At 73.3% G+C, this 21,041-nt stretch carries 20 protein-coding genes and 1 pseudogene; 8 read left to right on the forward strand and 13 right to left on the reverse strand.

Annotated features, from left to right (window positions below; genetic code table 11):
• Positions 1-26: 26 nt before the first annotated feature.
• The 3 genes from J7E94_RS02055 to J7E94_RS02065 all read right to left on the reverse strand — a co-directional run bounded on the left by J7E94_RS02055 (position 27) and on the right by J7E94_RS02065 (position 3,259).
• Positions 27-914 (reverse strand): S1 family peptidase, encoded by an 888-nt coding sequence (locus J7E94_RS02055; protein ID WP_308344393.1) that lies wholly within the window; start codon positions 912-914, stop codon positions 27-29.
• A gap of 132 nt (positions 915-1,046) precedes the next feature.
• Positions 1,047-1,862, reverse strand: a complete 816-nt coding sequence (locus J7E94_RS02060) for a DUF1684 domain-containing protein (RefSeq protein WP_215011784.1) — start codon at positions 1,860-1,862, stop codon at positions 1,047-1,049.
• Positions 1,863-1,939: 77 nt separating this feature from the next.
• Entirely contained in the window at positions 1,940-3,259 is a 1,320-nt protein-coding gene (locus J7E94_RS02065; protein ID WP_215011785.1) for a DUF5685 family protein, read from the reverse strand.
• Between the two features lie 283 nt (positions 3,260-3,542).
• Here J7E94_RS02065 and J7E94_RS02070 point away from each other — a divergent pair, with 283 nt between their 5' ends.
• Entirely contained in the window at positions 3,543-3,992 is a 450-nt protein-coding gene (locus J7E94_RS02070) for a cell division protein SepF (RefSeq protein ID WP_215011786.1), read from the forward strand.
• Positions 3,993-4,029: 37 nt separating this feature from the next.
• On the opposite strand, the gene J7E94_RS02075 is transcribed toward J7E94_RS02070, so the two are convergent.
• Entirely contained in the window at positions 4,030-5,202 is a 1,173-nt protein-coding gene (locus tag J7E94_RS02075) for an acyl-CoA dehydrogenase family protein (RefSeq protein WP_215011787.1), read from the reverse strand.
• Between the two features lie 349 nt (positions 5,203-5,551).
• Positions 5,552-7,216: an MFS transporter gene (locus J7E94_RS02080; protein WP_215011788.1), complete on the reverse strand. Its 1,665-nt coding sequence runs from the start codon at positions 7,214-7,216 to the stop codon at positions 5,552-5,554.
• Between the two features lie 291 nt (positions 7,217-7,507).
• Between J7E94_RS02080 and J7E94_RS02085 the strand changes: the two genes are divergently transcribed.
• Both J7E94_RS02085 and J7E94_RS02090 read left to right on the forward strand, forming a co-directional pair.
• Positions 7,508-8,626: a hypothetical protein gene (locus tag J7E94_RS02085; protein WP_308344404.1), complete on the forward strand. Its 1,119-nt coding sequence runs from the start codon at positions 7,508-7,510 to the stop codon at positions 8,624-8,626.
• Between the two features lie 274 nt (positions 8,627-8,900).
• A complete protein-coding gene (locus J7E94_RS02090; RefSeq protein WP_215011789.1) occupies positions 8,901-9,998 on the forward strand; it encodes a phosphatase PAP2 family protein in 1,098 nt (365 codons plus the stop codon).
• Positions 9,999-10,306: 308 nt separating this feature from the next.
• Here J7E94_RS02090 and J7E94_RS02095 read toward each other — a convergent pair whose 3' ends face one another.
• From J7E94_RS02095 to J7E94_RS35270, 3 genes are all read right to left on the reverse strand, one after another.
• Complete coding sequence (locus tag J7E94_RS02095; protein ID WP_215011790.1) at positions 10,307-11,287, reverse strand: YafY family protein; 981 nt, start codon at positions 11,285-11,287, stop codon at positions 10,307-10,309.
• Positions 11,288-11,452: 165 nt separating this feature from the next.
• Positions 11,453-11,986 (reverse strand): hypothetical protein, encoded by a 534-nt coding sequence (locus tag J7E94_RS02100; protein WP_215011791.1) that lies wholly within the window; start codon positions 11,984-11,986, stop codon positions 11,453-11,455.
• A 112-nt stretch (positions 11,987-12,098) separates the two neighbouring features.
• A complete protein-coding gene (locus J7E94_RS35270) occupies positions 12,099-12,929 on the reverse strand; it encodes a transglycosylase family protein (protein WP_374224371.1) in 831 nt (276 codons plus the stop codon).
• Between the two features lie 297 nt (positions 12,930-13,226).
• Between J7E94_RS35270 and J7E94_RS02110 the strand changes: the two genes are divergently transcribed.
• The gene (locus J7E94_RS02110; RefSeq protein ID WP_215011792.1) at positions 13,227-14,030 is read left to right on the forward strand and encodes a hypothetical protein; all 804 of its coding nucleotides are present in this window, start codon (positions 13,227-13,229) and stop codon (positions 14,028-14,030) included.
• A gap of 245 nt (positions 14,031-14,275) precedes the next feature.
• Positions 14,276-14,671, forward strand: coding sequence for a hypothetical protein (locus J7E94_RS02115; RefSeq protein WP_215011793.1), 396 nt, complete (start codon positions 14,276-14,278; stop codon positions 14,669-14,671).
• Between the two features lie 16 nt (positions 14,672-14,687).
• Here J7E94_RS02115 and der read toward each other — a convergent pair whose 3' ends face one another.
• The 4 genes from der to J7E94_RS02135 form a co-directional block, all read right to left on the reverse strand.
• Positions 14,688-16,148, reverse strand: a complete 1,461-nt coding sequence (der, locus tag J7E94_RS02120; RefSeq protein WP_215011795.1) for a ribosome biogenesis GTPase Der — start codon at positions 16,146-16,148, stop codon at positions 14,688-14,690.
• Positions 16,149-16,224: 76 nt separating this feature from the next.
• Positions 16,225-16,812, reverse strand: a complete 588-nt coding sequence (locus J7E94_RS02125; RefSeq protein WP_215011831.1) for a 1-acyl-sn-glycerol-3-phosphate acyltransferase — start codon at positions 16,810-16,812, stop codon at positions 16,225-16,227.
• 56 nt (positions 16,813-16,868) lie between these two features.
• Positions 16,869-17,681 (reverse strand): (d)CMP kinase, encoded by an 813-nt coding sequence (cmk, locus tag J7E94_RS02130; protein ID WP_308344397.1) that lies wholly within the window; start codon positions 17,679-17,681, stop codon positions 16,869-16,871.
• Between the two features lie 171 nt (positions 17,682-17,852).
• The gene (locus tag J7E94_RS02135) at positions 17,853-18,941 is read right to left on the reverse strand and encodes a prephenate dehydrogenase (RefSeq protein WP_215011797.1); all 1,089 of its coding nucleotides are present in this window, start codon (positions 18,939-18,941) and stop codon (positions 17,853-17,855) included.
• A gap of 273 nt (positions 18,942-19,214) precedes the next feature.
• Between J7E94_RS02135 and J7E94_RS02140 the strand changes: the two genes are divergently transcribed.
• From J7E94_RS02140 to J7E94_RS02150, 3 genes are read left to right on the forward strand one after another with little or no spacing between them, the layout of a single operon-like run.
• Positions 19,215-19,580 carry a DUF952 domain-containing protein gene (locus tag J7E94_RS02140; protein WP_215011799.1) on the forward strand — a complete coding sequence of 122 codons (366 nt, stop codon included), beginning with the start codon at positions 19,215-19,217 and terminating at the stop codon, positions 19,578-19,580.
• Between the two features lie 59 nt (positions 19,581-19,639).
• Positions 19,640-20,122 (forward strand): Rieske (2Fe-2S) protein, encoded by a 483-nt coding sequence (locus J7E94_RS02145; protein ID WP_215011801.1) that lies wholly within the window; start codon positions 19,640-19,642, stop codon positions 20,120-20,122.
• A 28-nt stretch (positions 20,123-20,150) separates the two neighbouring features.
• Positions 20,151-20,831 carry a DNA polymerase beta superfamily protein gene (locus tag J7E94_RS02150; protein ID WP_215011803.1) on the forward strand — a complete coding sequence of 227 codons (681 nt, stop codon included), beginning with the start codon at positions 20,151-20,153 and terminating at the stop codon, positions 20,829-20,831.
• A 31-nt stretch (positions 20,832-20,862) separates the two neighbouring features.
• On the opposite strand, the pseudogene J7E94_RS02155 reads toward J7E94_RS02150, so the two are convergent.
• Positions 20,863-21,039 (reverse strand): annotated as a pseudogene (locus J7E94_RS02155) (DNA polymerase beta superfamily protein); the annotation flags it as partial.
• Positions 21,040-21,041: the final 2 nt, after the last annotated feature.

The following is a 21,041-nucleotide window of genomic DNA, read 5'->3' on the forward strand; positions in this document are numbered from 1 at the left end:
CAGCCGGATCAGCCGGATCAGCCGGGTCAGTACACGCTGACCCCGTAGGCGTTGAGGGCCTCGACCACCGGCTGGAAGTACGTGGTTCCGCCCGAGGAGCAGTTGCCGCTGCCGCCCGAGGTGAGGCCGACGGCGCGGGTGCCCGAGTAGAGCGGGCCGCCGCTGTCGCCGGGTTCGGCGCACACGTTGGTCTTGATCATGCCGTAGACGATGTCGCCGCCGCCATAGTTGACGGTGGCGTTGAGCCCGGTCACCGAGCCGCTGTGAGTGCCGGTGGTGGAGCCGCGCCGCTTGACGGCCATGCCGACGGTGGCGTTGACGGCGCTGGTGATGTCCTGGCTGCCGACGGTGCCCGGCGGGACCGTCGAGGTGCTGGAGTACTTGATCAGGCCGTAGTCGTTCGTCGGGAAGCTGGATCCGACGGTGGTGCCGATGGTGGTGGTGTGGGAGGAGTTGCTCCACCAGGTACCGGCGCCGTCGGTGCAGTGCCCGGCGGTGAGGATGTAGTACGTGCTGCCGCTGCGCACGTTGAAGCCGAGCGAGCAGCGCCAGCTGGAGGCGTAGATCGCGTCGCCGCCGGAGAGCAGTTTGGTCAGTTTGCCGGGGGTGCGCTCGATGCGCAGGGCGCCGGCGTCGGCTCCGGCCTCGCGCTTGATTCTCGCGAGGTCGGCGTCCGAGACGGTGGAGTCGGCGGTGACCACCACGGTCCCGGTGGCGGCGTCGGTGTGCCAGGCGGTGCCGGCGACGTCGGCGCGCAGGACGGATGCGCCGGCCGAGGCCAGCCGTGCGGCGCTGAAGCCGCCGCCGTCCTGTGCGTCCGCGTTCGCCACGGCGGGGGCGGCGAGTGCTGCGATGGCGGCCAGGCCGGTGGCCACCGCGAGCAGCCTGGTACGGGTGATGCTCTTGATCCTCACTTATCGTCCTCCGAGAGGTTCGGGGGCCCGGCGGTCGTGGGGGTGCCGGAGCCCGTGAGGCGCAGTCGGGGCACGGGGAGCGCCTAGTTTTACGCCGTGTCCCTGACAAGCACTGTCGGGAGTGTCCTGTCGTCAGTTACCGGTCGCAAGGGCGTTTTTCAGCCGCCGCTCGCCCGCCGCCACCTCGAAGGGAAGGGTGTTCCCCGGAGGCGGGAAGGGGCAGATGAAGTGGTCGGCGAAGGCACAGGGCGGCAGCTGGGCCCGGTTGAAGTCCACCGTGATCGAGCCGTCCCGCTGGGGGGCGCCGGGTTTCAGGAAGCGGAAGCGGTAGCTGGAGCGCCCACCGGTGGCATCGCCGAAGACGGCCCAGAGGCTGCCGTCCTGCTCGTCGACGGCGACCTGGAGGGTGTGCTCGACGCCCTCGAAGGGGAAGCTCAGCTCGCCGCCGAGGCCGAGTCCGCGCGCCCGCCCGTCGGCGTTCTCCACCTGGACGGTCCGCTCCTCCCCGTATGGCCGGAAGCGACCCGGCAGCACGAAGGCCGGGTCGTAGGGGGTGGCCTCGATCCCGGCGAAGGCCCGGCGCGTCCGAGCCGCGGGGTCGAAGACCCGCACCGCCCACTCCCTTTCGCGCCGGATCACGACGAGCCGCATCCGCCCCGCCGAAAGACGCGCGTGCGCGGGCGAGCCCTCGTCGGCGGCGAGTACGGCGTCACCGGTGAAGGGCTCGCCGTCGAGGTGAAGGGAATCCTCGGGGGCGGCCGTCAGCGCGACTCCGCCGTCGATCGTGCGCCACTGCCCCGGAACGGCCGGAATTCGACCTTCCGAGTAATCGGCGAGCCAGAAGGTGCCGGTGAGTGCGAGGGGGCCGTAGGGGGCGGACACGGTGGCCACCCGATGCTCGTGCCATTGGTGCCAGGCGGCGGGCGGGTCGTCTGCGTCGTCGTTCATGCCCGTCAACCCTTCCACACCGGTCCGGACGGGAACCGCGGGGTACTCCGTCCGGACCTGCGGAACCTGAAGGGGTCTCAGCAGCCGCAGTCGCACCCGCAGTCGCAGCCATCGCAGCAGCCACCGTCGCCGCAGCAGTCGCAGTTGCAGTTGCCGCAGTCGCAGGCGTCGCACCAGGGGTCCCGCTTCTTGCGGGACCATGGACCCTCGTGGTCGGTACAGCACAGCTGGCAGGTGCAGAACAGCCCCAGGGCCACCGCGCAGCCGGCCAGCAGCCCGCGGCGCGGCTTCTGCGGGGGCAGCCCTCCTCCGCCGCCGCCACCGCCGCCCGGCCCCATGGGCGGCGGAGGCATCCCCGGGCCGCCCGGGGCGTAGGGAGTGTTCGGGGCGTACGGATTGTGGCCCTGGGGGTACCCCCGGACGAAGTCTGGGGGAGGACCGCCGGCGTACGGGTCCCCAGGCACGGGGGAATAACCCTGCGGCGCCGGCCCGAAGCCGCCCTGCCCCTGCCCGGCGGAGGCGGTCGCCGTATGCCCGCAGCTGCTGGTTCCGAAGGCCCGGTCCACCGAGGTGCGCAGCTCGTGCACCAGCAGCCGGTGGGCGAGCCCGGCGTCCGCGAACTCCGCCTCGCGCAGCGCCAGCCGGATCCCGTGCAGCGCGTCGTCGCACAGCCGCCGCGCCTCGGCGAGCGGGGTCCCGGTGGCGGTGAGCGGGTTCCAGGCGCCCGCCGCGGCGTCCGCGGCCTGGTCCTCCACCGCGTCGAGCAGGTGCGCGAGCCGCCCGAAGTAGCGGCCCGCCTCGGCGAGCGCCGGCGCGTTGCCTGGACGTCCGGCCAGCTGCGCGGTATGGGCGAAGGCGGCGGCCGTCGCGGTCTCCGTCGGCTCGGTCACCACCAGCACCGGCGTGCCGGGGCCCGCCAGCGTCTCGATGCCCGCCTGCCGGTCCACGGCGTCGACGAGGACCGCCGTGTCGAAGCCCAGGGAGGCCCCGGTGCGGGCGCCGGCGCGGTCCCAGCCGCGGGCCACCCTGCGCGCGGCCGCGGCGATGGGGGCCCGGGCCAACAGACCGTCCCGGTCGGCCACGTGGTCCCGTACCTTCGCGGAGGCCAGGACGAGCGAGACGGCGGCCGCGAGCCGCGCCCCCTCGCCGTTGGCCACGGGGGCGGTGCGCATCCCGCGCAGCGGACAGGGAGCCGCGGTGCGCCGGGCGCCGGGTGCGGGGCCGGACTGAGCCTCCGTCAGGACGGAGACGAGCAGCCCGTCGTAGTTGGTGACGATCCGGGCGAACTGGCCGTGGTCGCCGCGAAGTGCCAGGCACAGCCCGCAAAGATGGGCCATCCACTCCGTTTTGAACCGCTCTCCCAGCCGGTGCGTGCAGGGTCTGACAATGCCGAACAAACCGCTTCCCCCGTGTGTCGTGCGCGTGCCTGCCGGGCATCGTATCGAGCCGCGTCCCTCACCCGTACGTCCCCATCGGTCACCCGCACGGAGGCACCAGTCGTATTTTCACTCAGTCAGCAGTGGTAGCCGCCAGGATCCTTGACCGTGCAACGGATGTTCTGCACCAGTACCGTCACGAAACCCCTGCGCGGCGACTATCCACTTGGCGCGTTGTCAGCATCATGGACGACCATAGGGGCAGCGGAGAGAAGACAACTGACCGCGGTGAAAGGAGGCGTCCATGGGTTCGGTGCGCAAGGCGAGTGCCTGGCTGGGTCTCGTGGAGGACAGCGACGACGAGCGTTACTACGACGACGACTACGCGGAGCCGGCACAGGGTTCCGTGGCCGGTCCCGGCGAGCAGTGGGTCACCGACCCGCGCGTCAGGGTGGCCTCCGAGTCGGCTGTCGAGCACGGCCGCCGGATCGCGACGGTCACCCCCGACGGCTTCCGTGACGCGCGTGGAATCGGCGAGCTGTTCCGCGAGGGCGTCCCGGTGATCGTGAACCTGTCGTCGATGGACCCGGGCGACGCGAAGCGCGTGGTCGACTTCGCGGCCGGCCTGACCTTCGGGCTGCGCGGTTCGATCGAGCGGGTGGCGACCAGGGTCTTCCTGCTGACCCCGGCCGACACCCAGATCGTGAGCGGCGAGCCCGGCGGCCGCTCGCGCGACTTCTTCAACCAGAGCTAGGCAGTGGGGGCACCTCCCAGCGGTAGCTGGGGGACTCTCACCGGAAGGCGTCCAGCCCGGTGAGCGCCTTGCCCAGCACCAGTTGGTGCATCTCGACGGTGCCCTCGTAGGTGAGGACCGATTCGAGGTTGGTGGAGTGCCGCATGACGGGGTATTCGAGGGAGATCCCGTTGGCACCCAGGATGGTCCGCGCGGTGCGACAGATCTCGATGGCCTCGCGGACGTTGTTGAGCTTGCCGAAGCTGATCTGCTCCGGCCGCAGGGTGCCCGCGTCCATACGCCGGCCCAGGTGGTGGGCGAGCAGGATGCCCTTGTGGAGTTCGAGGGCCATGTCCGCCAGCTTGGCCTGGGTGAGCTGGAAGCCGCCGATCGGCTTTCCGAACTGCTCCCGCGTCTTCGCGTAGCCGAGGGCGGTCTCGAAACTGGCGCGCGCCGCGCCCATGGACCCCCAGATGATCCCGTACCGCGCGTGGCTGAGGCAGCCGAGCGGTCCCTTGAGCCCGGTCACTCCGGGAAGTACCGCGTCGGCCGGCAGCCTCACGTCGTCCATGACGAGCTCGCTGGTCACACTGGCCCGCAGCGACCACTTGTGCTTGATCTCCGGCGCGGAGAACCCGGCGGTGTCCGTCGGGACGGCGAATCCGCGGATGCCCTCGTCGGTCTGGGCCCACACCACGGCGACGGAGGCCACCGACCCGTTGGTGATCCACATCTTGCGCCCGTTCAGGACCCAGTCGCTGCCGTCGCGCTTGGCGTAGGTCCGCATGGCGGCGGGGTCCGAGCCCACATCGGGCTCGGTCAGCCCGAAGCAGCCGATCAGCTCACCGGCGGCCATGCCGGGCAGCCAGCGCTGCTTCTGCTCCTCCGAGCCGTACTTCCAGATCGCGTACATGGCGAGCGAGCCCTGTACGGAGACCAGCGAGCGGATGCCGGAGTCGGCGGCCTCCAGCTCCAGGCAGGCGAGGCCGTACTGCACGGCGCTGGCGCCGGCGCAGCCGTACCCGGTGAGGGACATCCCGAGCGCCCCGATGGCCCCGAGTTCACGGGCCAGCTCCCGGATGCCGGGCAGCTCCCCGCTCTCGTACCACTCGGCGACGTACGGCAGCACCCGGTCGGCGGCCCAGTCGCGCACGGTGTCGCGGATGGCGAGGTCCTCGGGCCCGAGCAGCTCGTCGAGCCCGAGCGGATCATGAGGCAGGAACGGTGACACGGGGCCTCCCGGCGGCCTGAGTCGAAACTAGCAGCGCAAGTTTTACGCTGCGGAGCCGACGCTATTAGCCTCCGGCGGCCAAATCCACCCCCGCCGGGCCCTCCACCCTGGCCGGGCCGCCTCCCCCCACCCGGCCCCTCCACCCTTGCCGGGCCCATCAGCCCCACCGGGCCCATCCAGCCCCGCCGGCGTTGGAGGCGCGGGGTCCGGGGCAGAGCCCCGGCAACGGCGCCGCACCCGCCGGACTCCTCCAGCCCCGCCGGGCACCACCACCGAGCCTCGCCGGCATTTGAGGCGCGGGGGCCCGGGGCCGGCCCCGGAAACGGCGCCGCACCGGCACCTCAAGCGGTCAGTGCGCGGTCTCGGCCGCCGACGGCCACGGCTCGCCGACCCGGTCCCCGGTCGCCTGCGCAGGCAGCCGCACCGGCTCCGCCTCCGGGGCCACAGCGGCAGCCGCCCCACACTCCATCACCCGCGGCAGCTTCAACGCCATCACCGCCCCGGCGAACAACAGCCCCGCACTCACCAAGAGCGTCACGTGCAGCCCGTGGACGAACGAGTGCCGTGCCGCGGCGTACAGCGACTCCCCCGCCGCCCCGCCGAGCTGCGCAGCGATCTGGTAGGCCTCGCCCAGAGAATTGGCGGCGTCCGCCGAGTCCGCCGCCGAAACCCCCGGCACCCCCGCCAGCCCCGGCCGGTAGGCCGCGTTCATCACGCTGCCCAGCAGCGCGATGCCCATCCCCGCCCCCAGCTGGTACGAGGTCTCGCCGATCGAGGCCGCGCCGCCCGCGGTGGCCGCCGGGGCCTCGCTCAGCATCGACTCGTACGCGGCGAACAGCGTGGTCTGGAGCCCGAAGCCGAGCAGGATGAAGCCGACCGTGAGCAGCACGGGCCGGTCGTGCTGCCCCATGAAGGTCAGCAGCAGCACCGCGCCGGCGGTCAGCAGGAAGCCCAGCGAGACCATGGTGCGCGGCCCGATCCGGGCCAGGGTGTAGGACCCGGTGGCCCCGGCCGCCATGGCGGCGAAGGTGAGCGGCAGCAGCCTCAGCCCGGTCGCGAGCGGGCTGAGGTGCAGCACCAGCTGGAGGTACTGGACGGCGATCAGCTCCAGGCCGACCAGGGCCAGCATCGCGAGCACGATGCAGCCCACCGAGGTGGAGAAGGCGGCGCGCGAGAACATCCGCATGTCGATCAGCGGGTGCTTACGCCGCCTCTGCCGCCGGACGAACAGCACGAGCAGCGCCACGCCGAGGACCAGCGGCACCAGCGCCTGGGCGTCCAGCAGCTGGCGCTCGGCGCCGAGCCGCTTGATCCCGAGGACCGAACCGAGCACGCCGGCGGCGGCCATCACCGCGCCGAGCACGTCCCACGGCCCGTCGGCGGAGCCCTTCGACTCGGGGAGCAGCCGGCGCCCCAGCGGCAGGATGAGCGCCATCAGCGGGATGTTGATGAGGAAGACCGAGCCCCACCAGAAGTGCTGGACGAGGAAGCCGCCGAGCACGGGACCGCTGGCGGCGCCGATCGCGGCGACGGCGGTCCAGATGCCGATGGCGAGCGCCCGTTCGCGCCGGTCGGGGAAGACCTGGCGCAGCATCGACAGCGTGGCGGGCATGATCATCGCCCCGCCGATGCCGAGCAGGGCGCGCGCGGCGATGAGGACCTGGGCGTTGTCGGCCAGGGCCGCCATGGCGGAGGCCGCGCCGAAGAGCCCGTAGCCGAGCAGGAGTATGCGGCGGCGGCCGACCCGGTCGCCGAGGGTGCCGAAGAGGATCAGCAGGGCGGCGCAGACCAGGGGGTAGGCGTCGACGATCCACAGGAGCTCGATGGAGCCGGGGCGCAGGTCCTCGGTGACGGACGGAACGGCGACGTGCAGGATCGTCGCGTCCAGCGCGACGAGGACCAGGCTGACGCACAGGACCGCCAGGACGGCCCAGCGGTTGGCTCCGCCGGAGGCCGCGCGGATCCGCTGCCAGGGGGAAGGGGTCCTGGTCCCGGCCGCGTTCGTCGCCGACATGCATGTACCTCCCAGGTGATCCCTCGCGCTCGGCGGACCAGCGTCTGACGGAGCCGCGGGGGGTGGTGCGGTGTGCGGCGTCCAACGGGGTCCGGCATCGACACGCGAGTGAACGGTCAGCGTACGCGAGTTCGCCTGTCCGGCACGTGGCCAAGCTCTCATCCCGGCGGCGGCCGCCGTGTGGCGTACGCCACTTCCTCCCACCCCGCCCCTCCCCCGCGTACACGCGCGCTCACGGCCGGTGGTTCTCGGCCGCGCCCGCCGGCCGCCCGTCGGCCGCCGCCACCGATAATCGTGCCCGTGGAAGATCTTGGATTTCGCCGGGCCGCGCCCGCGCTCGCCGTCTTCGCGGCGGTCCGGCTGCTCGGCCTGGCCGTGCTCGCGGGGTGGTGCGCGGCGGCCGGCAGCAGCCCGCACACGCTGCTGTCGGCCCGCTGGGACTCGCTCTGGTACGCGCGCATCGCCGCGGAGGGGTACGGGTACGAGGTGCTCCTCCCGAACGGGGACGTCCATTCGAACCTGGCCTTCTTCCCGCTGCTGCCCTGGCTGGAGCGGCTCGTCTCGGCGCCGACGGGGCTCTCGTACGGCTCGGCGGGCCTGGTGGTCTCGGCGGTGGCGGGCCTCGCCGCGGCCTGGGGGATCTTCGCGGTGGCGGACCTGCTCCACGGCCGCCGGGCCGGGGTGTTCGCCGTCGCCGTCTGGGCGGCGCTGCCCGTCGGGATCGTGCAGTCCATGGCGTACAGCGAGTGCCTGTTCACCGCGCTCGCCGTCTGGGCGCTGTACGGGGCCCTGCGCGGGCGGTGGCCGGCGGCGGGCCTGCTCGCGGCCGGGGCCGGGCTGACCCGCCCGGTCGGCGCGGCGGTGGTCGCGGCGGTGTGGGTGGCGGCCGTACTGGCCTGGCGGCGCGGGGAGCGGTCGTGGCGGATGGCAGCCGGGGCGCTGCTGGCCCCCCTGGGGGCGGCCGGGTACGCGCTGTGGGTCGGCGCGCGCACCGGCGGCGGGCTGTTCGGGTACCTGGACGTACAGGCGGGCTGGGGCAACGGCTTCGACGGCGGCTGGGCCTTCGCCCGCTTCATCGGGGCGAAGCTGGCATCGTCGGCCTTCGCGGCCGGGCTGGGGCTGATCGCGGGGGTCGTGCTGGTGCTGTGGCTGTACGCGCGGTGCGTACGGCAGCGGCAGCCGGCTCCGCTCCTCGTGTACGGCGGGATCGTCGTGGCGCTCGCACTGTGCGCGTCGGGGTACTTCGGCTCCAAGCCCCGGCTGCTGCTGCCGGCCTTCCCGCTGCTGCTGCCGGTGGCGGTGGCGCTGGCCGGGTGGCGGGTACGGCGGGCGGCTGCGGTGCTCGGCGCGGCGGCCTTGGCCTCCGCGGTCTACGGGGCGTTCTGGCTGAACGGCTCGGGTCCTCCGTAGCTGTCGACGCAGCGGTGGACGTAGCAGCCCACGCACCGGCCGGCGTAACGGAATGGATCATTCCCTTCCATCTTTCAGCAAAGGAAATGACCTGCCGCGATAAAGCCGAACCAAATGTGCGAAATAGTCGCCAGGACAGTGGATCAGCCTCACTCCAACCGCCGCCGAAATGCCGGGAATTAACTCCCGCGTGAGACCAACTCCACATCACATGGTCATCACAAAGCCCGCGATGGGACCGGGCCGAGCATCGGCTCGCGGTAACGTCGATTGAGTGCGTACCGACCAAATCCTGACCCGTCTGGAGCGGGTGTTCGCCCGGCTGGACCGGGAACCAGAGCGACCGGCTCATCTGCAAACCCCGCAGATGAGCCGGCACCGCGTCGTGCTCCTGGGATCGACCCTCGCCTTCTATCTGGCGATCGTGGTGGCCGTTCTGACCACGTCCTGGCTCGTCCGCCTGGACTGGCAGATCATGTTCTTCCGGCCCTACGAGCAGTGGCCGCAGCTCCACGCCTTCCTCGACTACCTCGTCGTGCTCGGCCAGCGCGGACCCACCGCGGTCATGGTCGCCGCCTGGCTCGGCTGGCGCTCCTGGCGGCAGCACACCCTCCGCCCGCTGATCACCCTCGGCGTGGCGCTGCTGCTGCTCAACATCACCGTCGGGGCCGTCAAGCTCGGCCTCGGCCGGCTCGGCCCGCACTACGCCACCGAGATCGGCTCCGCCGAACTCTTCGCGGGCGGCGATATATTTCCTTCCGGCCACACCGCCAACGCCGTCGTGACCTGGGGAATCCTGGCCTACCTGGCTTCCACCACCGTCACCCGGCGGGTGCTGTCCGTGGTGTCCGCGGTCGTCTCGCTGAGCGTCGGCGCCACCACCGTGTACCTCGGCACCCACTGGGTCAGCGATGTGCTGCTCGGCTGGTCCGCGGGTCTGCTGATCCTGTTGGCCCTGCCCCGGTTCGAGCCGCTCATCGCCCGGGCCGAGGCCTACGTCTTCGAGCTGCGCGAGCTGCTGCGCCGCCGCGCGGAGACCGGGCGGATGGCCGCCCCCGTCGCGACCGCCCTCATGCCGCTGCTCTCGGCCGGCGGCAAGTGGCAGCTCAGGCGCACCGTCGGCCCCGCCGGAGCGCCCTGGCCCGCGACCACGGCGCCCGCCGCGGCCACAGCCGCCGCGCAGGCCGACCAGGCAGTCCACGCGGCCGCCGGGCACACCCCGGCGCCCCGACCGGCGGCGATCCTGGCCGGCCGGCCCCACGTGATCAGGTCCGAGCGGACCCCGGTCACCCCGGCCGGCAGCCGCCGCCCGGCGCACACCGACCGGACCGCCGCCCGGGGGGCCGCCGCCAGCCCGGTCGCCGGCGGCTGAACCGGCCACCGCGGGGACGGTACGCACCACTTCACCCCCGTGCACGACGAAGGCGGGCCGGGTCATTGACCCGGCCCGCCTTCGTCGTTCGTCGTTCGCTCGTCAGCGCCACGCCTGGACGTTCGTCCGTCCCGGGTCACGCTTGTGTCACAGAATATCGACAACTTCCAATTGTTTTTCGAACCGCGACACGCCCGTCGCGCAGACCGTTTGGAATTTCTGGCCAAGCCCCCTGCCGAGGCCCGGCAATTCCCGTCGGAGATTGCCGCGGCCGCCTGAACCGGACGAGGCGAATCCCCCCAAGTCCCCTACATTTCCTTCACGCCGGCGGACTCCACGGCACGCCCCACGAGATCCCGGGCTGCCCTGATCCGGTCCGTCAGCTCCGGCGGCTCGACCACGTCGAACTCACAGCCGATCAGCATGACGTGAACCACCAGGACGTCCAGGTTCACCGCCCCGGTGCGCAGCAGGCAGCTCTGCCCGTCGACCGGTTCCAGGGCTCCGCCGCTCGGCCCGATGATCCGCGCCGCCTCCTGTGCCGAAACCTTCAGCCGCACCACCGCGCGGGCGGCGTACGCGCGTTGCCCCACGCCCCGGGACACGTACGCGGCCAGGTCCTCGGCGGGCGGCGGCCGCGGGGTGAACCGCGGTCCGTGCGGCGGCCGGGGCTCGATCCGGTCGGCGCGGAAGGTCCGCCAGTCCTCCCGGTCCACGTCCCAGGCGACCAGGTACCAGCGCCGCTCGGTGCACACCAGCCGGTGCGGCTCGACCGTGCGGCGCGAGACGGTGCCCTCGTGGTCCCGGTACCCGAAGCGCAGCCGCTCGCCGTCCCGGCAGACCGCGGCGAGCTCGGTCAGCACGGACGGGTCCACGGTGGACCGCTCCGCCCCGCGCAGCATCGGCACGGTGAACTCGTGGAGCGCGGACACCCGCCGCCGCAGCCGCGAGGGCAGCACCTGCTCCAGCTTGGCGAGGGCCCGTACGGAGGCCTCCCCGATGCCCTCGACCCCGTTCCCGGCGGCCGTCCGCAGCCCGACCGCGACGGCGACGGCCTCGTCGTCGTCCAGCAGCAGCGGCGGCAGCTCGGCCCCCGCCCCCAGCTGGTACCCGCCGCCGGTGCCGGGGCTGGCGTTCACCGGGTACCCCAGCTCCCGCAGCCGGTCCACGTCCCGCCGGACGGTCCGCGGGGTCACCCCGAGCCGGTCCGCGAGATCGGCCCCGGTCCATTCGCGGTGGGCCTGCAACAGGGACAACAGGCGCAGCAGTCGCGCGGAGGTCTCGAGCATCCCCCGAGTCTGCCGGCGCCCGCGGACCCGCCGGGGCCCGGGCGGGCGACCCCGTGACTCCGGCGCGGACGGCGGGCGCGCCGCCGCCCTGCCGGCGCGCCCCGGACGGGCAGGGCCCGCGAGCCGTTCGGCGCACGGACGAGTGAGGGGGCAGGCGCCGGGGCTTCAGCAGCCCGGCACCGACGTCGAACTGCCGCTGAGTTCGGCCAGGCCGCACAGCGACTTGGTGGAGATCTTCCACACCCCGTCCTCCAGCACCACGTCCGCCGTGCGGCCGTCCAGCACCGGGAAGCCGCTCACGAGCAGGTCGTAGGTCACCCGTGCCTCGGTGGGCGAGGTGAAGACCACCTCCGTGACCTCCGCGGAGGCCTTGTCGGCGCCGGGCCGGCCGGCGAGCCCTTCCAGCAGGGGTTGGAGCAGCTCGCCGTTCTCCACCAGCCCGGCCTTCTCCTCGGCGGTGACCTTCGGGTCGAAGAGGGCCGCCCAGTTCTTCTCTATCTGTGCCTCGGCCGCCGCCGGGTCCGCAGGGCCGGTGCCGGTCTGCACGACGGGCACGCCGACGACGGGCACGCCGACGGCGGCCGCCGAGCCGCCCGCGCCGCTGCCGGCATCGGAGGAACATCCCGAAGGGAGCGAAACGCCGGCCAGCACGGCCGCCGCCGCCCACACGCGGATTCGAGGCTGTCTGCCCAGCTCCATCCGGCTCACCACCAGGGTCCGACCGAGCCCTTCGGCCCGGTGCTTCCAGCGTCGGCGCCTTCCCGCCGTCGTGCAATCGGACCCCGCCCCCGGCCGGCGGCTCCGGCGCGCGCTACCTCTGGGGCGCCCCCTGCGGAGCGGCCTGGACCGGGGGCTTCGGCGCGATCCCGTCCTGCGGCTTCGTCGAGGCCTCGCCGGGCGGCTCGGGGCCCGCCTGGAGCGGCGGCTGCGGGGGCGTCTGCGGCCGGGTGGGCAGTGCGGGGTCCGGCCGGGGCGGCGGCGTGGTGCCGGGCTGCGCAGTCGGGGGCAGGGACAGCAGGGTGCCCGCCCTGAGCAGCGCGGGCCTGGGCCCGATCAGCGGCCGGTTCGCCTCGTAGAGCGCCTGCCAGCCGCCCGGCACCCGGTGCCTGCGCGCGATCGACACCAGCGACTCCCCGGCCCGCACCACGTGCATCCGCCCCGTCAGCCCGTACCGCTTCGAGCACACCGGCCAGGCACCCCACCCCTGCCTGCCGATCACGTCCTCCGCGACCCGGATCTGCTGCACCCGGCTCGCCAGATCGGCCCGCCGCGCGAACGACAGCCCCCCGTACGACTCCCACGTCGGCTGCCGGAACTGCAGCCCGCCGTAGAAACCGTTGCCGGTGTTGACCGCCCAGCGGCCACCGCTCTCGCAGTCGGCCACGCAGTCCCACGGCCACTGCCCGCCCGGCCCGCAGTCCCCGGGGCCGGTGCCGATGACGCCCGGCGATCCGGGGTGCGCCGCCCCGGCCGGCCCGGGCGCGGGCGGCGGCGGGGCAGCCGGCGCGGCCGCAACAGGCGCGGCCGCAAGAGCCGCGGCCTCAGCGGCGTCAGCCGCCGCAGCGACCGCGTCCGTCGGCAGTACGAGGACCAGCGCGGCGGCGGCCACCCGCGCGGCCCACCAGATGCTCGGCTTGGGCATCGGGTCACGCTACGGAGCCTCCCGGCGCCCTCCCGGCCCGCCACGCGGCGCGCCCCCGCGCCCCACCCGCTCGGCCGACCCGCACCCCCTCCCCCAAACGGCCATCCCCGGACATCAACTGAGCACAAGGAGAAAACAGTTGGCACGAAAACGAAGCACCGGTCGGACGGTTCACTCCTTCGGGGGCCCGGTTCGATTCCGTTCCCTCAAATGGCGTGACCCCGGCCCCCGCTCCCCCGTTGAGCCCGGCGAGCCGGGAACCACCCGGCCCACGCACCTATGCCGAGGAGCCACCCCGTGCCGCGCATGCTCGACGTCAGTGATGAGGTACGTGCCGAGATCGGTGACGAAGAAGCCGACAGGCTGCTCGTCGGCGAGGACGCGCCGCGCAGTTACGACTGCACCTCCTGCCGCACTCCGGGCGACCCCGAGAACGACCGCACCAGCACGGTGCTGTTCGTCGGCGAAGAGACCGCCGTCCTCGCCTTCGCCCATGCCACCTGCATCCCCTCGCAGGTCGTCTCCGTCTCCGAGGAGCAGCTCCAGGGCGCCGTCCGCAGCATCACGGGCGACAGCCCGGCCCCCGTCGCGGGCGAGGCCCCGAAGAACGTGCCCGGCGGCCAGGCCGTACTCGGCATCACCAGCGGCCTGATCCTGATCGGCGGCGAGCTGCACCCCGCCCTGGTGGTCGAGCCGACCACGCCGATCGCCCGCCCCGGCAGCGACGGCCCCGGCGACGACTTCCTCCCGCTCCTCATCGAGCAGGGCTTCATCCCGGTCACGGACCTGTCCGAGGTTCCCGCTCCCCTGAGCGGCTGGTCGGTCCTGCTCGCCGCCGGCCAGCTGCACGCCGTGCTCCAGCCGGGCCCCGAGGGCGGCGGCCAGGTGGCCTGGTGGCAGGCGCACCAGGCGCTGTCCGTCACCGACGGCTGGCGGGCCGCCGTCAACAAGACCCAGCGCGTCCTCGTCTTCGCCGCCCCGGTCGGCTCCATCGGCCAGCAGCCCCGTGAGGACCTGCTGCGCGAGGCGCTCGACAAGGCTGCCGCCGGCGGCAAGCTCGTGGCCGCCTCGATGCCCCTGGCCGGTACGCCGGGCGTCTGACCCTCCGGCCTCCCGAAGCCGTCCTTCCTGCCTCCCGAGGCCACCACCCCGGCCCCCCGAAGCCATCACGAAGGCCTCCCCAGGCCACCCTTCGGCCTCCCGAAACGGCCGCCGCGGCCCCCTTCCCAGGGGGCCGGGGCGGCGTTGCGCCGGGGGTGCGCGGTCCGTCCCGCGCACCCCCGGCGATCTGCGTTTTGAGCCCCGTCAGCCCGCATCCGCAGCGCCCCGGTTTCGTTGGCTGATACGTGCATCCATACGACTCCTCCCGCGCCCCGTCCCGTACGAGCCCCGTCTCGCACACCCCGATCTACGACGCGCTGTACTCGGAGTACCTGCGCTCTTTCCGCGCCCTGCCGGGCGACCGGACGGGCGAGGAGGAACTCGGCTTCACGGCGTTCTCGTACGGCGGCGCGTACACCGGCGGGAGCGGCACCGGCACCGGAGGCTGGAATGGTGCCTCATCCCTCTGGCAGCAGCAGGCCGACAGCTGGCAGCCCTCGTACACCCCGCAGCCGGCCCACTCGTACGCCTACGCGAGTCAGGGCGCGGGCAGCCCCGCATACACGAGCGGGCGGCAGCACCAGACCGGGATGACGCACATCCCGGCGGCCCTGCCGCCCGCTCCGCGCCGGGGCCACTGACCCCGGGTACCGCCTGCTACTTCTTCTTGTGCTGGGCGCCGCGCTTCTCGCGCACCCGCACCGAGATGTGGATCGGGGTGCCCTCGAAGCCGAACTCCTCGCGCAGCCGGCGCTCGATGAAGCGCCGGTAGCCGTGCTCCAGGAAGCCGGAGGCGAAGAGGACGAAGCGCGGCGGCTTGCTGCCGGCCTGGGTCCCGAACAGGATGCGCGGCTGCTTGCCGCCGCGGATCGGGTGCGGGTGCGCGGCGACGACCTCGCCGAGGAAGGCGTTCAGCCGGCCGGTGGGGACGCGCGTCTCCCAGCCGGCGAGGGCGGTCTCGATCGCCGGGACCAGCTTCTCCATGTGGCGGCCGGTGAGCGCCGAGACGTTCACCCGGGGCGCCCAGGAGACCTGCTGCATCTCGGTCTCGATCTCGCGCTCGAGGTAGTAGCGGCGCTCCTCGTCGAGCTCGTCCCACTTGTTGTACGCGATCACGATCGCGCGGCCGGCCTCGACGGCCATGGTGATGATGCGCTGGTCCTGGACGCTGATGGACTCGGTGGTGTCGATCAGGATGACGGCCACCTCCGCCTTCTCGACGGCCGCGGCCGTGCGCAGGGAGGCGTAGTAGTCGGCGCCCTGCTGGAGGTGGACCTTCTTGCGGATGCCCGCGGTGTCCACGAACTTCCAGGTGATGCCGCCGAGCTCGATCAGCTCGTCGACCGGGTCGCGGGTGGTGCCGGCCAGCTCGTTGACGACGACACGGTCCTCCTTCGCGACCTTGTTGAGCAGCGAGGACTTGCCGACGTTCGGGCGGCCGATCAGCGCGATGCGGCGCGGGCCGCCGGGGGCGGCGCCGCCGAAGGTCTGCGCGGGGGCGTCCGGCAGGGCTTCGAGGACGGCGTCCAGCATGTCGCCGGTGCCGCGCCCGTGCAGCGAGGAGACCGGGTGCGGCATGCCGAGGCCCAGCGACCACAGGGAGGCCGCGTCGGACTCGCCGCTCTGGCCGTCGACCTTGTTGGCGCACAGCACGACGGGCTTCTTGGCCTTGCGCAGCAGGCGGACGACGGCCTCGTCGGTGTCGGTGGCGCCGACCTTGGCGTCGACGACGAAGACGACCGCGTCGGCGGCCTCGATGGCGTACTCGGCCTGGGCGGCGACGGAGGCGTCGATGCCGAGGACGTCCTGCTCCCAGCCGCCGGTGTCGACGACCTTGAAGCGGCGGCCGGCCCATTCGGCCTCGTACGTGACGCGGTCGCGGGTGACGCCGGGCTTGTCCTCGACGACCGCTTCGCGGCGGCCGATGATGCGGTTCACCAGGGTCGACTTGCCGACATTCGGCCGGCCGACGACGGCGAGGACGGGGAGGGGGCCGTGGCCCGCCGCCTCGAGCGCGCCTTCGACATCCTCGATGTCGAAGCCCTCTTCCGCGGCGAGCTCCATGAACTCCGCGTACTCGGCATCGCCAAGTGCTCCGTGGTCGTGCTGGTCGTTCATGAAGTCCGTTCCTCGTCGTTCGTGGTGATCGGTGGTACCCGCGCAGCGCGGCTCCACTACTAGGGTCAAGTCTCGCTCAGCGCCCGGTCAGGCGCTTGGCGTCGGCCAGGTGGGCGGTCAGCCGGTCCTGGATGCGTACGGTGGCCTCGTCCAGCGCGGTACGGGTACGGCGGCCAGTGCCGTCTCCCGCGTCGAAGGCCGAGCCGAAGACGACGTCGACCCGGCTCTTGAAGGCCGGCAGCCCCTTGACGAGCCGGCCCCGGGTGTCGCCGCTGCCCAGCACGGCCACCGGCACGATGGGCGCGCCGCTGCGGACCGCGAAGTACGCGAGCCCGGCGCGCAGCGAGGCGAAGTCGCCTTCGCCCCGGGTGCCCTCGGGAAAGATCCCCAGGGCCCCTCCGTTGCCGAGCACCGCGAGGGCGCGGCCTATGGCCTTCCGGTCGGCGCCGCCGCGGTCGACCTTGACCTGCCCGATCCCTTCGAGGAAGGGGCCGAGCGGGCCGACGTACGCTTCCTTCTTGATCAGGAAGTGCAGGGGCCGGGGCGCGGTGCCCATGACCATCGGGCCGTCGATGTTGTGGGAGTGGTTCACGGCAAGAATCACGGGGCCCGAGGCGGGCACCTTCCAGGCGCCCAGTACGCGCGGCTTCCACAGCCCGTACATGAGCCCGATGCCGATGCGCCTGCCGACCGCCGCACCCTTGAGTGAGGGCGCTTCGCTCACTTGCGGCCCGCCCGCTTCTCTGTGTCTTCGGTCGCGCTCCGCCTCGGCTCCGCTCCGGCCGAGTGCCCCTCACTCGTTCCTCGCTCGGGACCCTCAACCTGCGCTGCGTCTCGGCTACGCCGCTCCTCGACCAGGGTAACGACACATTCGATGACCTGGTCCAGCGTGAGGTCGGTGGTGTCCACCTCGACGGCGTCGCCGGCCTTGGCGAGCGGGGAGGTCTTGCGGCCGGAGTCGGCCGCGTCGCGCTTGACCAGCGCCTCCTTGGTGGCCGCGAGGTCGGCGGCCCCCTTGCCGCGGAGCTCACCGCTGCGCCGGGCGGCGCGCGCCTCGGGCGAGGCGGTGAGGAAGATCTTGAGGTCGGCGTCGGGCAGGACGGTGGTGCCGATGTCCCGCCCCTCGACGACGATCCCCTCGGCCTCCTGCGCCGCCTCGGCGGCGATGGAGCGCTGGAGGTCGGTGATCACGGTGCGCACCTCGGGGACGGCGCTGACGGCGCTGACCTTGGAGGTGACCTCCTGGCTCCGGATCGGACCGGCGGCGTCCAGCCCGTCGACGGTGATCGTGGGCGCGGCCGGATCCGTACCGGACACGAGGGCGGGCTTGCCGGCGGCGACGGCGATGGCCTGCGGGTCGTCGGTGTCGACGCCGTTGGTGATCATCCACCAGGTGATGGCCCGGTACTGGGCGCCGGTGTCGAGGTAGCGCAGCCCGAGCTTGGCGGCCACGGCCTTGGAAGTGCTGGACTTGCCCGTGCCGGAGGGACCGTCGATGGCGACGATCACGGCGGACGGAGCTGCGGTTTCCACGGTGCGGGCACCTTCCTGGTTGCACGTGCGTGTCCGGACGCGCCAAAGCGCCCCTCTCCAAGGTTACCGGCCCCCAGCACCCCTCGATCCCGCGCCGCCGCATCCCAGCCTCGCCGGCGCTGAGGCGCGGGGTCGGGGGCGGAGCCCCGGCAGCCGGGCTGCACCCGGCCGCTACTGCTGGCGCAGCGCCCAGCCCCGCTCCCGCAGCTCGGCCGTCAGGCCCGCCACGGCCCGCGGTTCCACCATCAGCTGCACGTGGCCGGCCTGCTGCCCCGTCGCGTGCTCGATCCGCACGTCCTCGATGTTGACCCCGGCCCGCCCCGCATCGGCGAAGATCCGCGCGAGCTCTCCCGGCTGGTCGCTGATGAGCACGGCCACCGTCTCGTACACCGCCGGCGCCGCACCGTGCTTGCCCGGCACCCGCACCCGCCCCGCGTTCCCGCGCTTCAGCACGTCCTCGATGCCCGCCGCGCCGCCCCGCCGCTTGTCCTCGTCGGCGGACTGAAGGCCGCGCAGCGCCTCCACCGTCTCCTCAAGGTCCGCCGCGATCCCGGCCAGCACATCGGCCACCGGGCCCGGGTTCGCCGACAGGATCTCCACCCACATCCCCGGATCCGACGCCGCGATCCGCGTGACGTCCCGGATGCCCTGCCCGCACAGCCGGACCGCCGTCTCGTCGGCCTCCTCCAGCCGCGCCGCGACCATGCTCGACACCAGCTGCGGGGTGTGCGAGACCAGCGCGACCGCCCGGTCGTGCGCGTCGGCGTCCATCACCACCGGTACGGCCCGGCACAGCGACACCAGCTCCAGCGCCAGGTTCAGCACCTCGTGGTCGGTGTCCCGGGTCGGGGTCAGCACCCACGGCCGGCCCTCGAAGAGGTCCGCGGTCGCCGCGAGCGGGCCGGAGCGCTCCTTGCCCGCCATGGGGTGCGTGCCGATGTACGCCGAGGTGTCCGCGCCGAGCGCCGCCAGCTCCCGCCGCGGCCCGCCCTTGACGCTGGCCACGTCCACGTAGGCCCGGGCCAGGCCCCGCCCGATCGCGTCGGCGAGGGTCGAGGCCACATGGGCCGGCGGTACGGCGATGATCGCGAGGTCGACCGTGCCCTCGTACGGCTCGTCGGTGCCCGCCCCCAGGGCGGCGGCCGTGTGGGCCTGCGCCGGGTCGTGGTCGACGAGGTGGACGGTGATCCCGCGGCCGGACAGTGCGAGAGCCGCGGAGGTGCCGATCAGCCCGGTTCCGATGACGACGGCGGTTCTCACGGGCTGCTCCAGGGGTGCGTGACGGCGGGCCTGACTCGGGATTCAGGTTCAGCGTTCAGGACTCAGGGTAGCCAGCCCGCACCGCGCAAGAGCCCGGCGGTCCGTCCGGTGGGACGGCGGCCGGCCCTCGCTCAGCTGCGCGGCTCCTGTCGGCGGCTCCACCTGGGGGTCGGCGCTGACCGGCCGGTGGTCGCCGGTGGACGAATTCGCCCGTACCCGACACGGCCGCCACGCGGCTCACGTACCCGCGACCCCTGCGGTAGAACGATCGGCATGATCTTCCACCTCGTCCCGCTCGCCGACTGGACCGCCGCGCCCGAGCGTCCGTACGCCCCGCCCTCCCTCGACTCGGAGGGCTTCGTGCACTGCTCGGCGGACCGTGCCACGGCGCTCGCCATCGCCGAGGTGCGCTACCGCGATGTCGGCGGGACCCTGCTCGCGGTGGAACTCGACGAGGACGCCCTCACGGCGGAGGTCCGCCGGGAGGGAGAATCCGGCGGCCGCTACCCGCACGTCCACGGCCCGTTGAACCGGGACGCCGTGATCCACGTGTGGGAGGTCGTACGCACACCCGGCAGCCCTGCCTCACTGGCCCCATGGCAGTTGGGCCGCCGAAACGGCGCGGCGGGCTTCTCCTGAGGCCGGTCGCAGGTCAGGATGCTGCACGTTCATCCGGCCAGACATGCGAGGAGACACACATGAGCGACCCCACGCGCACCGCCCGGCGAACGGTACTGGCGGCCGGCGCGGCCACCTTTGCAGGCGGTGCGCTCGCCGCCTGCGGAAGCGACGGCGGCGCGGAGACGGCCGGGAGCAGCGCGGCCCCCACGCCCGCCGGGTCCGCGTCCGCGCCCTCCTCCTCCGCTCCGGCCTCCCCGCCCGCGGGCGCGGGGAAGACCATCGCCAAGGCGGCGGACGTACCCGTCGGCGGCGGCACGGTTCTGAAGGAGGAGAAACTGGTCGTCACCCAGCCCACGGCCGGCTCCTTCCGCTGCTTCACGGCGGTCTGCACCCACCAGGGCTGCCTGGTGCACAAGGTGGCGGACGGCACCATCGACTGCCCCTGCCACGGCAGCAAGTACCAGGCGACGGACGGCGCGGTGGCCCACGGCCCGGCCACCCGCCCGCTGGCGGAGAAGAAGATCACGGTCGCGGCGGACGGAAGTATCTCGCTCGCCTGAGGGCGGCCTGCGTGCCTAGTCTCCCCGGATGGACGATCTGACGCTGGTACGGGACCACACGGTCTACCAGTGCGTGATGGGCTCCCGGGCGTTCGGGCTGGCGACGGAGGCGAGCGACACCGACCGGCGCGGTGTCTACCTCGCCCCGACACCGCTGTTCTGGCGGTTCGAGAAGCCCCCCGCGCACGTGGAGGGCCCTCGGGACGAGGAGTTCTCCTGGGAGCTGGAGCGCTTCTGCGAACTGGCCCTGCGGGCCAACCCGAACATCCTGGAGTGCCTGCACTCCCCCTTGGTGGAGCACGTCACCCCGGTCGGCGAGGAACTCCTCTCCCTCCGCGAGGCCTTCCTCTCCCGCCGGGCCCACACCAGCTTCAGCCGGTACGCGGCCTCCCAGCGCGGCAAACTCCTCGTGGACGTCCGCGTCCACGGCGCCCCGCGCTGGAAGCACGCCATGCACCTGCTGCGCCTGCTCCTGTCCTGCCGCGACCTCCTGCGCACGGGCCGTCTGACCATCGACGCGGGCGCGCACCGCGACCGCCTCCTGGCGGTCCGCCGCGGCGAGCTCACCTGGGACGAGGTCGACACCTGGATGTCCCGCCTCGTCGACGAGACGGAGAGGGCCCTGGCCGGCACCCCCCTGCCCCCGGAGCCGGACCACGCCCGCGTGGAGGACTTCCTGGTCCGCACCCGCCGCGCGTCAGCGGGGTAGTGGTGCGCGTGGGGGGAGGTCAGGACGCCCGGGGCTCGCGCAGCCCGAGGAGGGCCTCCGCCGGGAGGAGGTACGCCCCGCGCAGGTCGATGTCGGAGTCCCGGGACGGGAAGCCGTACAGGTGTGCGCCCGAGACCGTGGCGAAGAGCAGCGGGTGAGGCTGCTCCGCCACGACGGGGGCCAGGTCGATACTCAGGGCGTCCAGCATCG

Source organism: Streptomyces sp. ISL-94 (assembly GCF_018614075.1).
Lineage (GTDB): Bacteria > Actinomycetota > Actinomycetes > Streptomycetales > Streptomycetaceae > Streptomyces.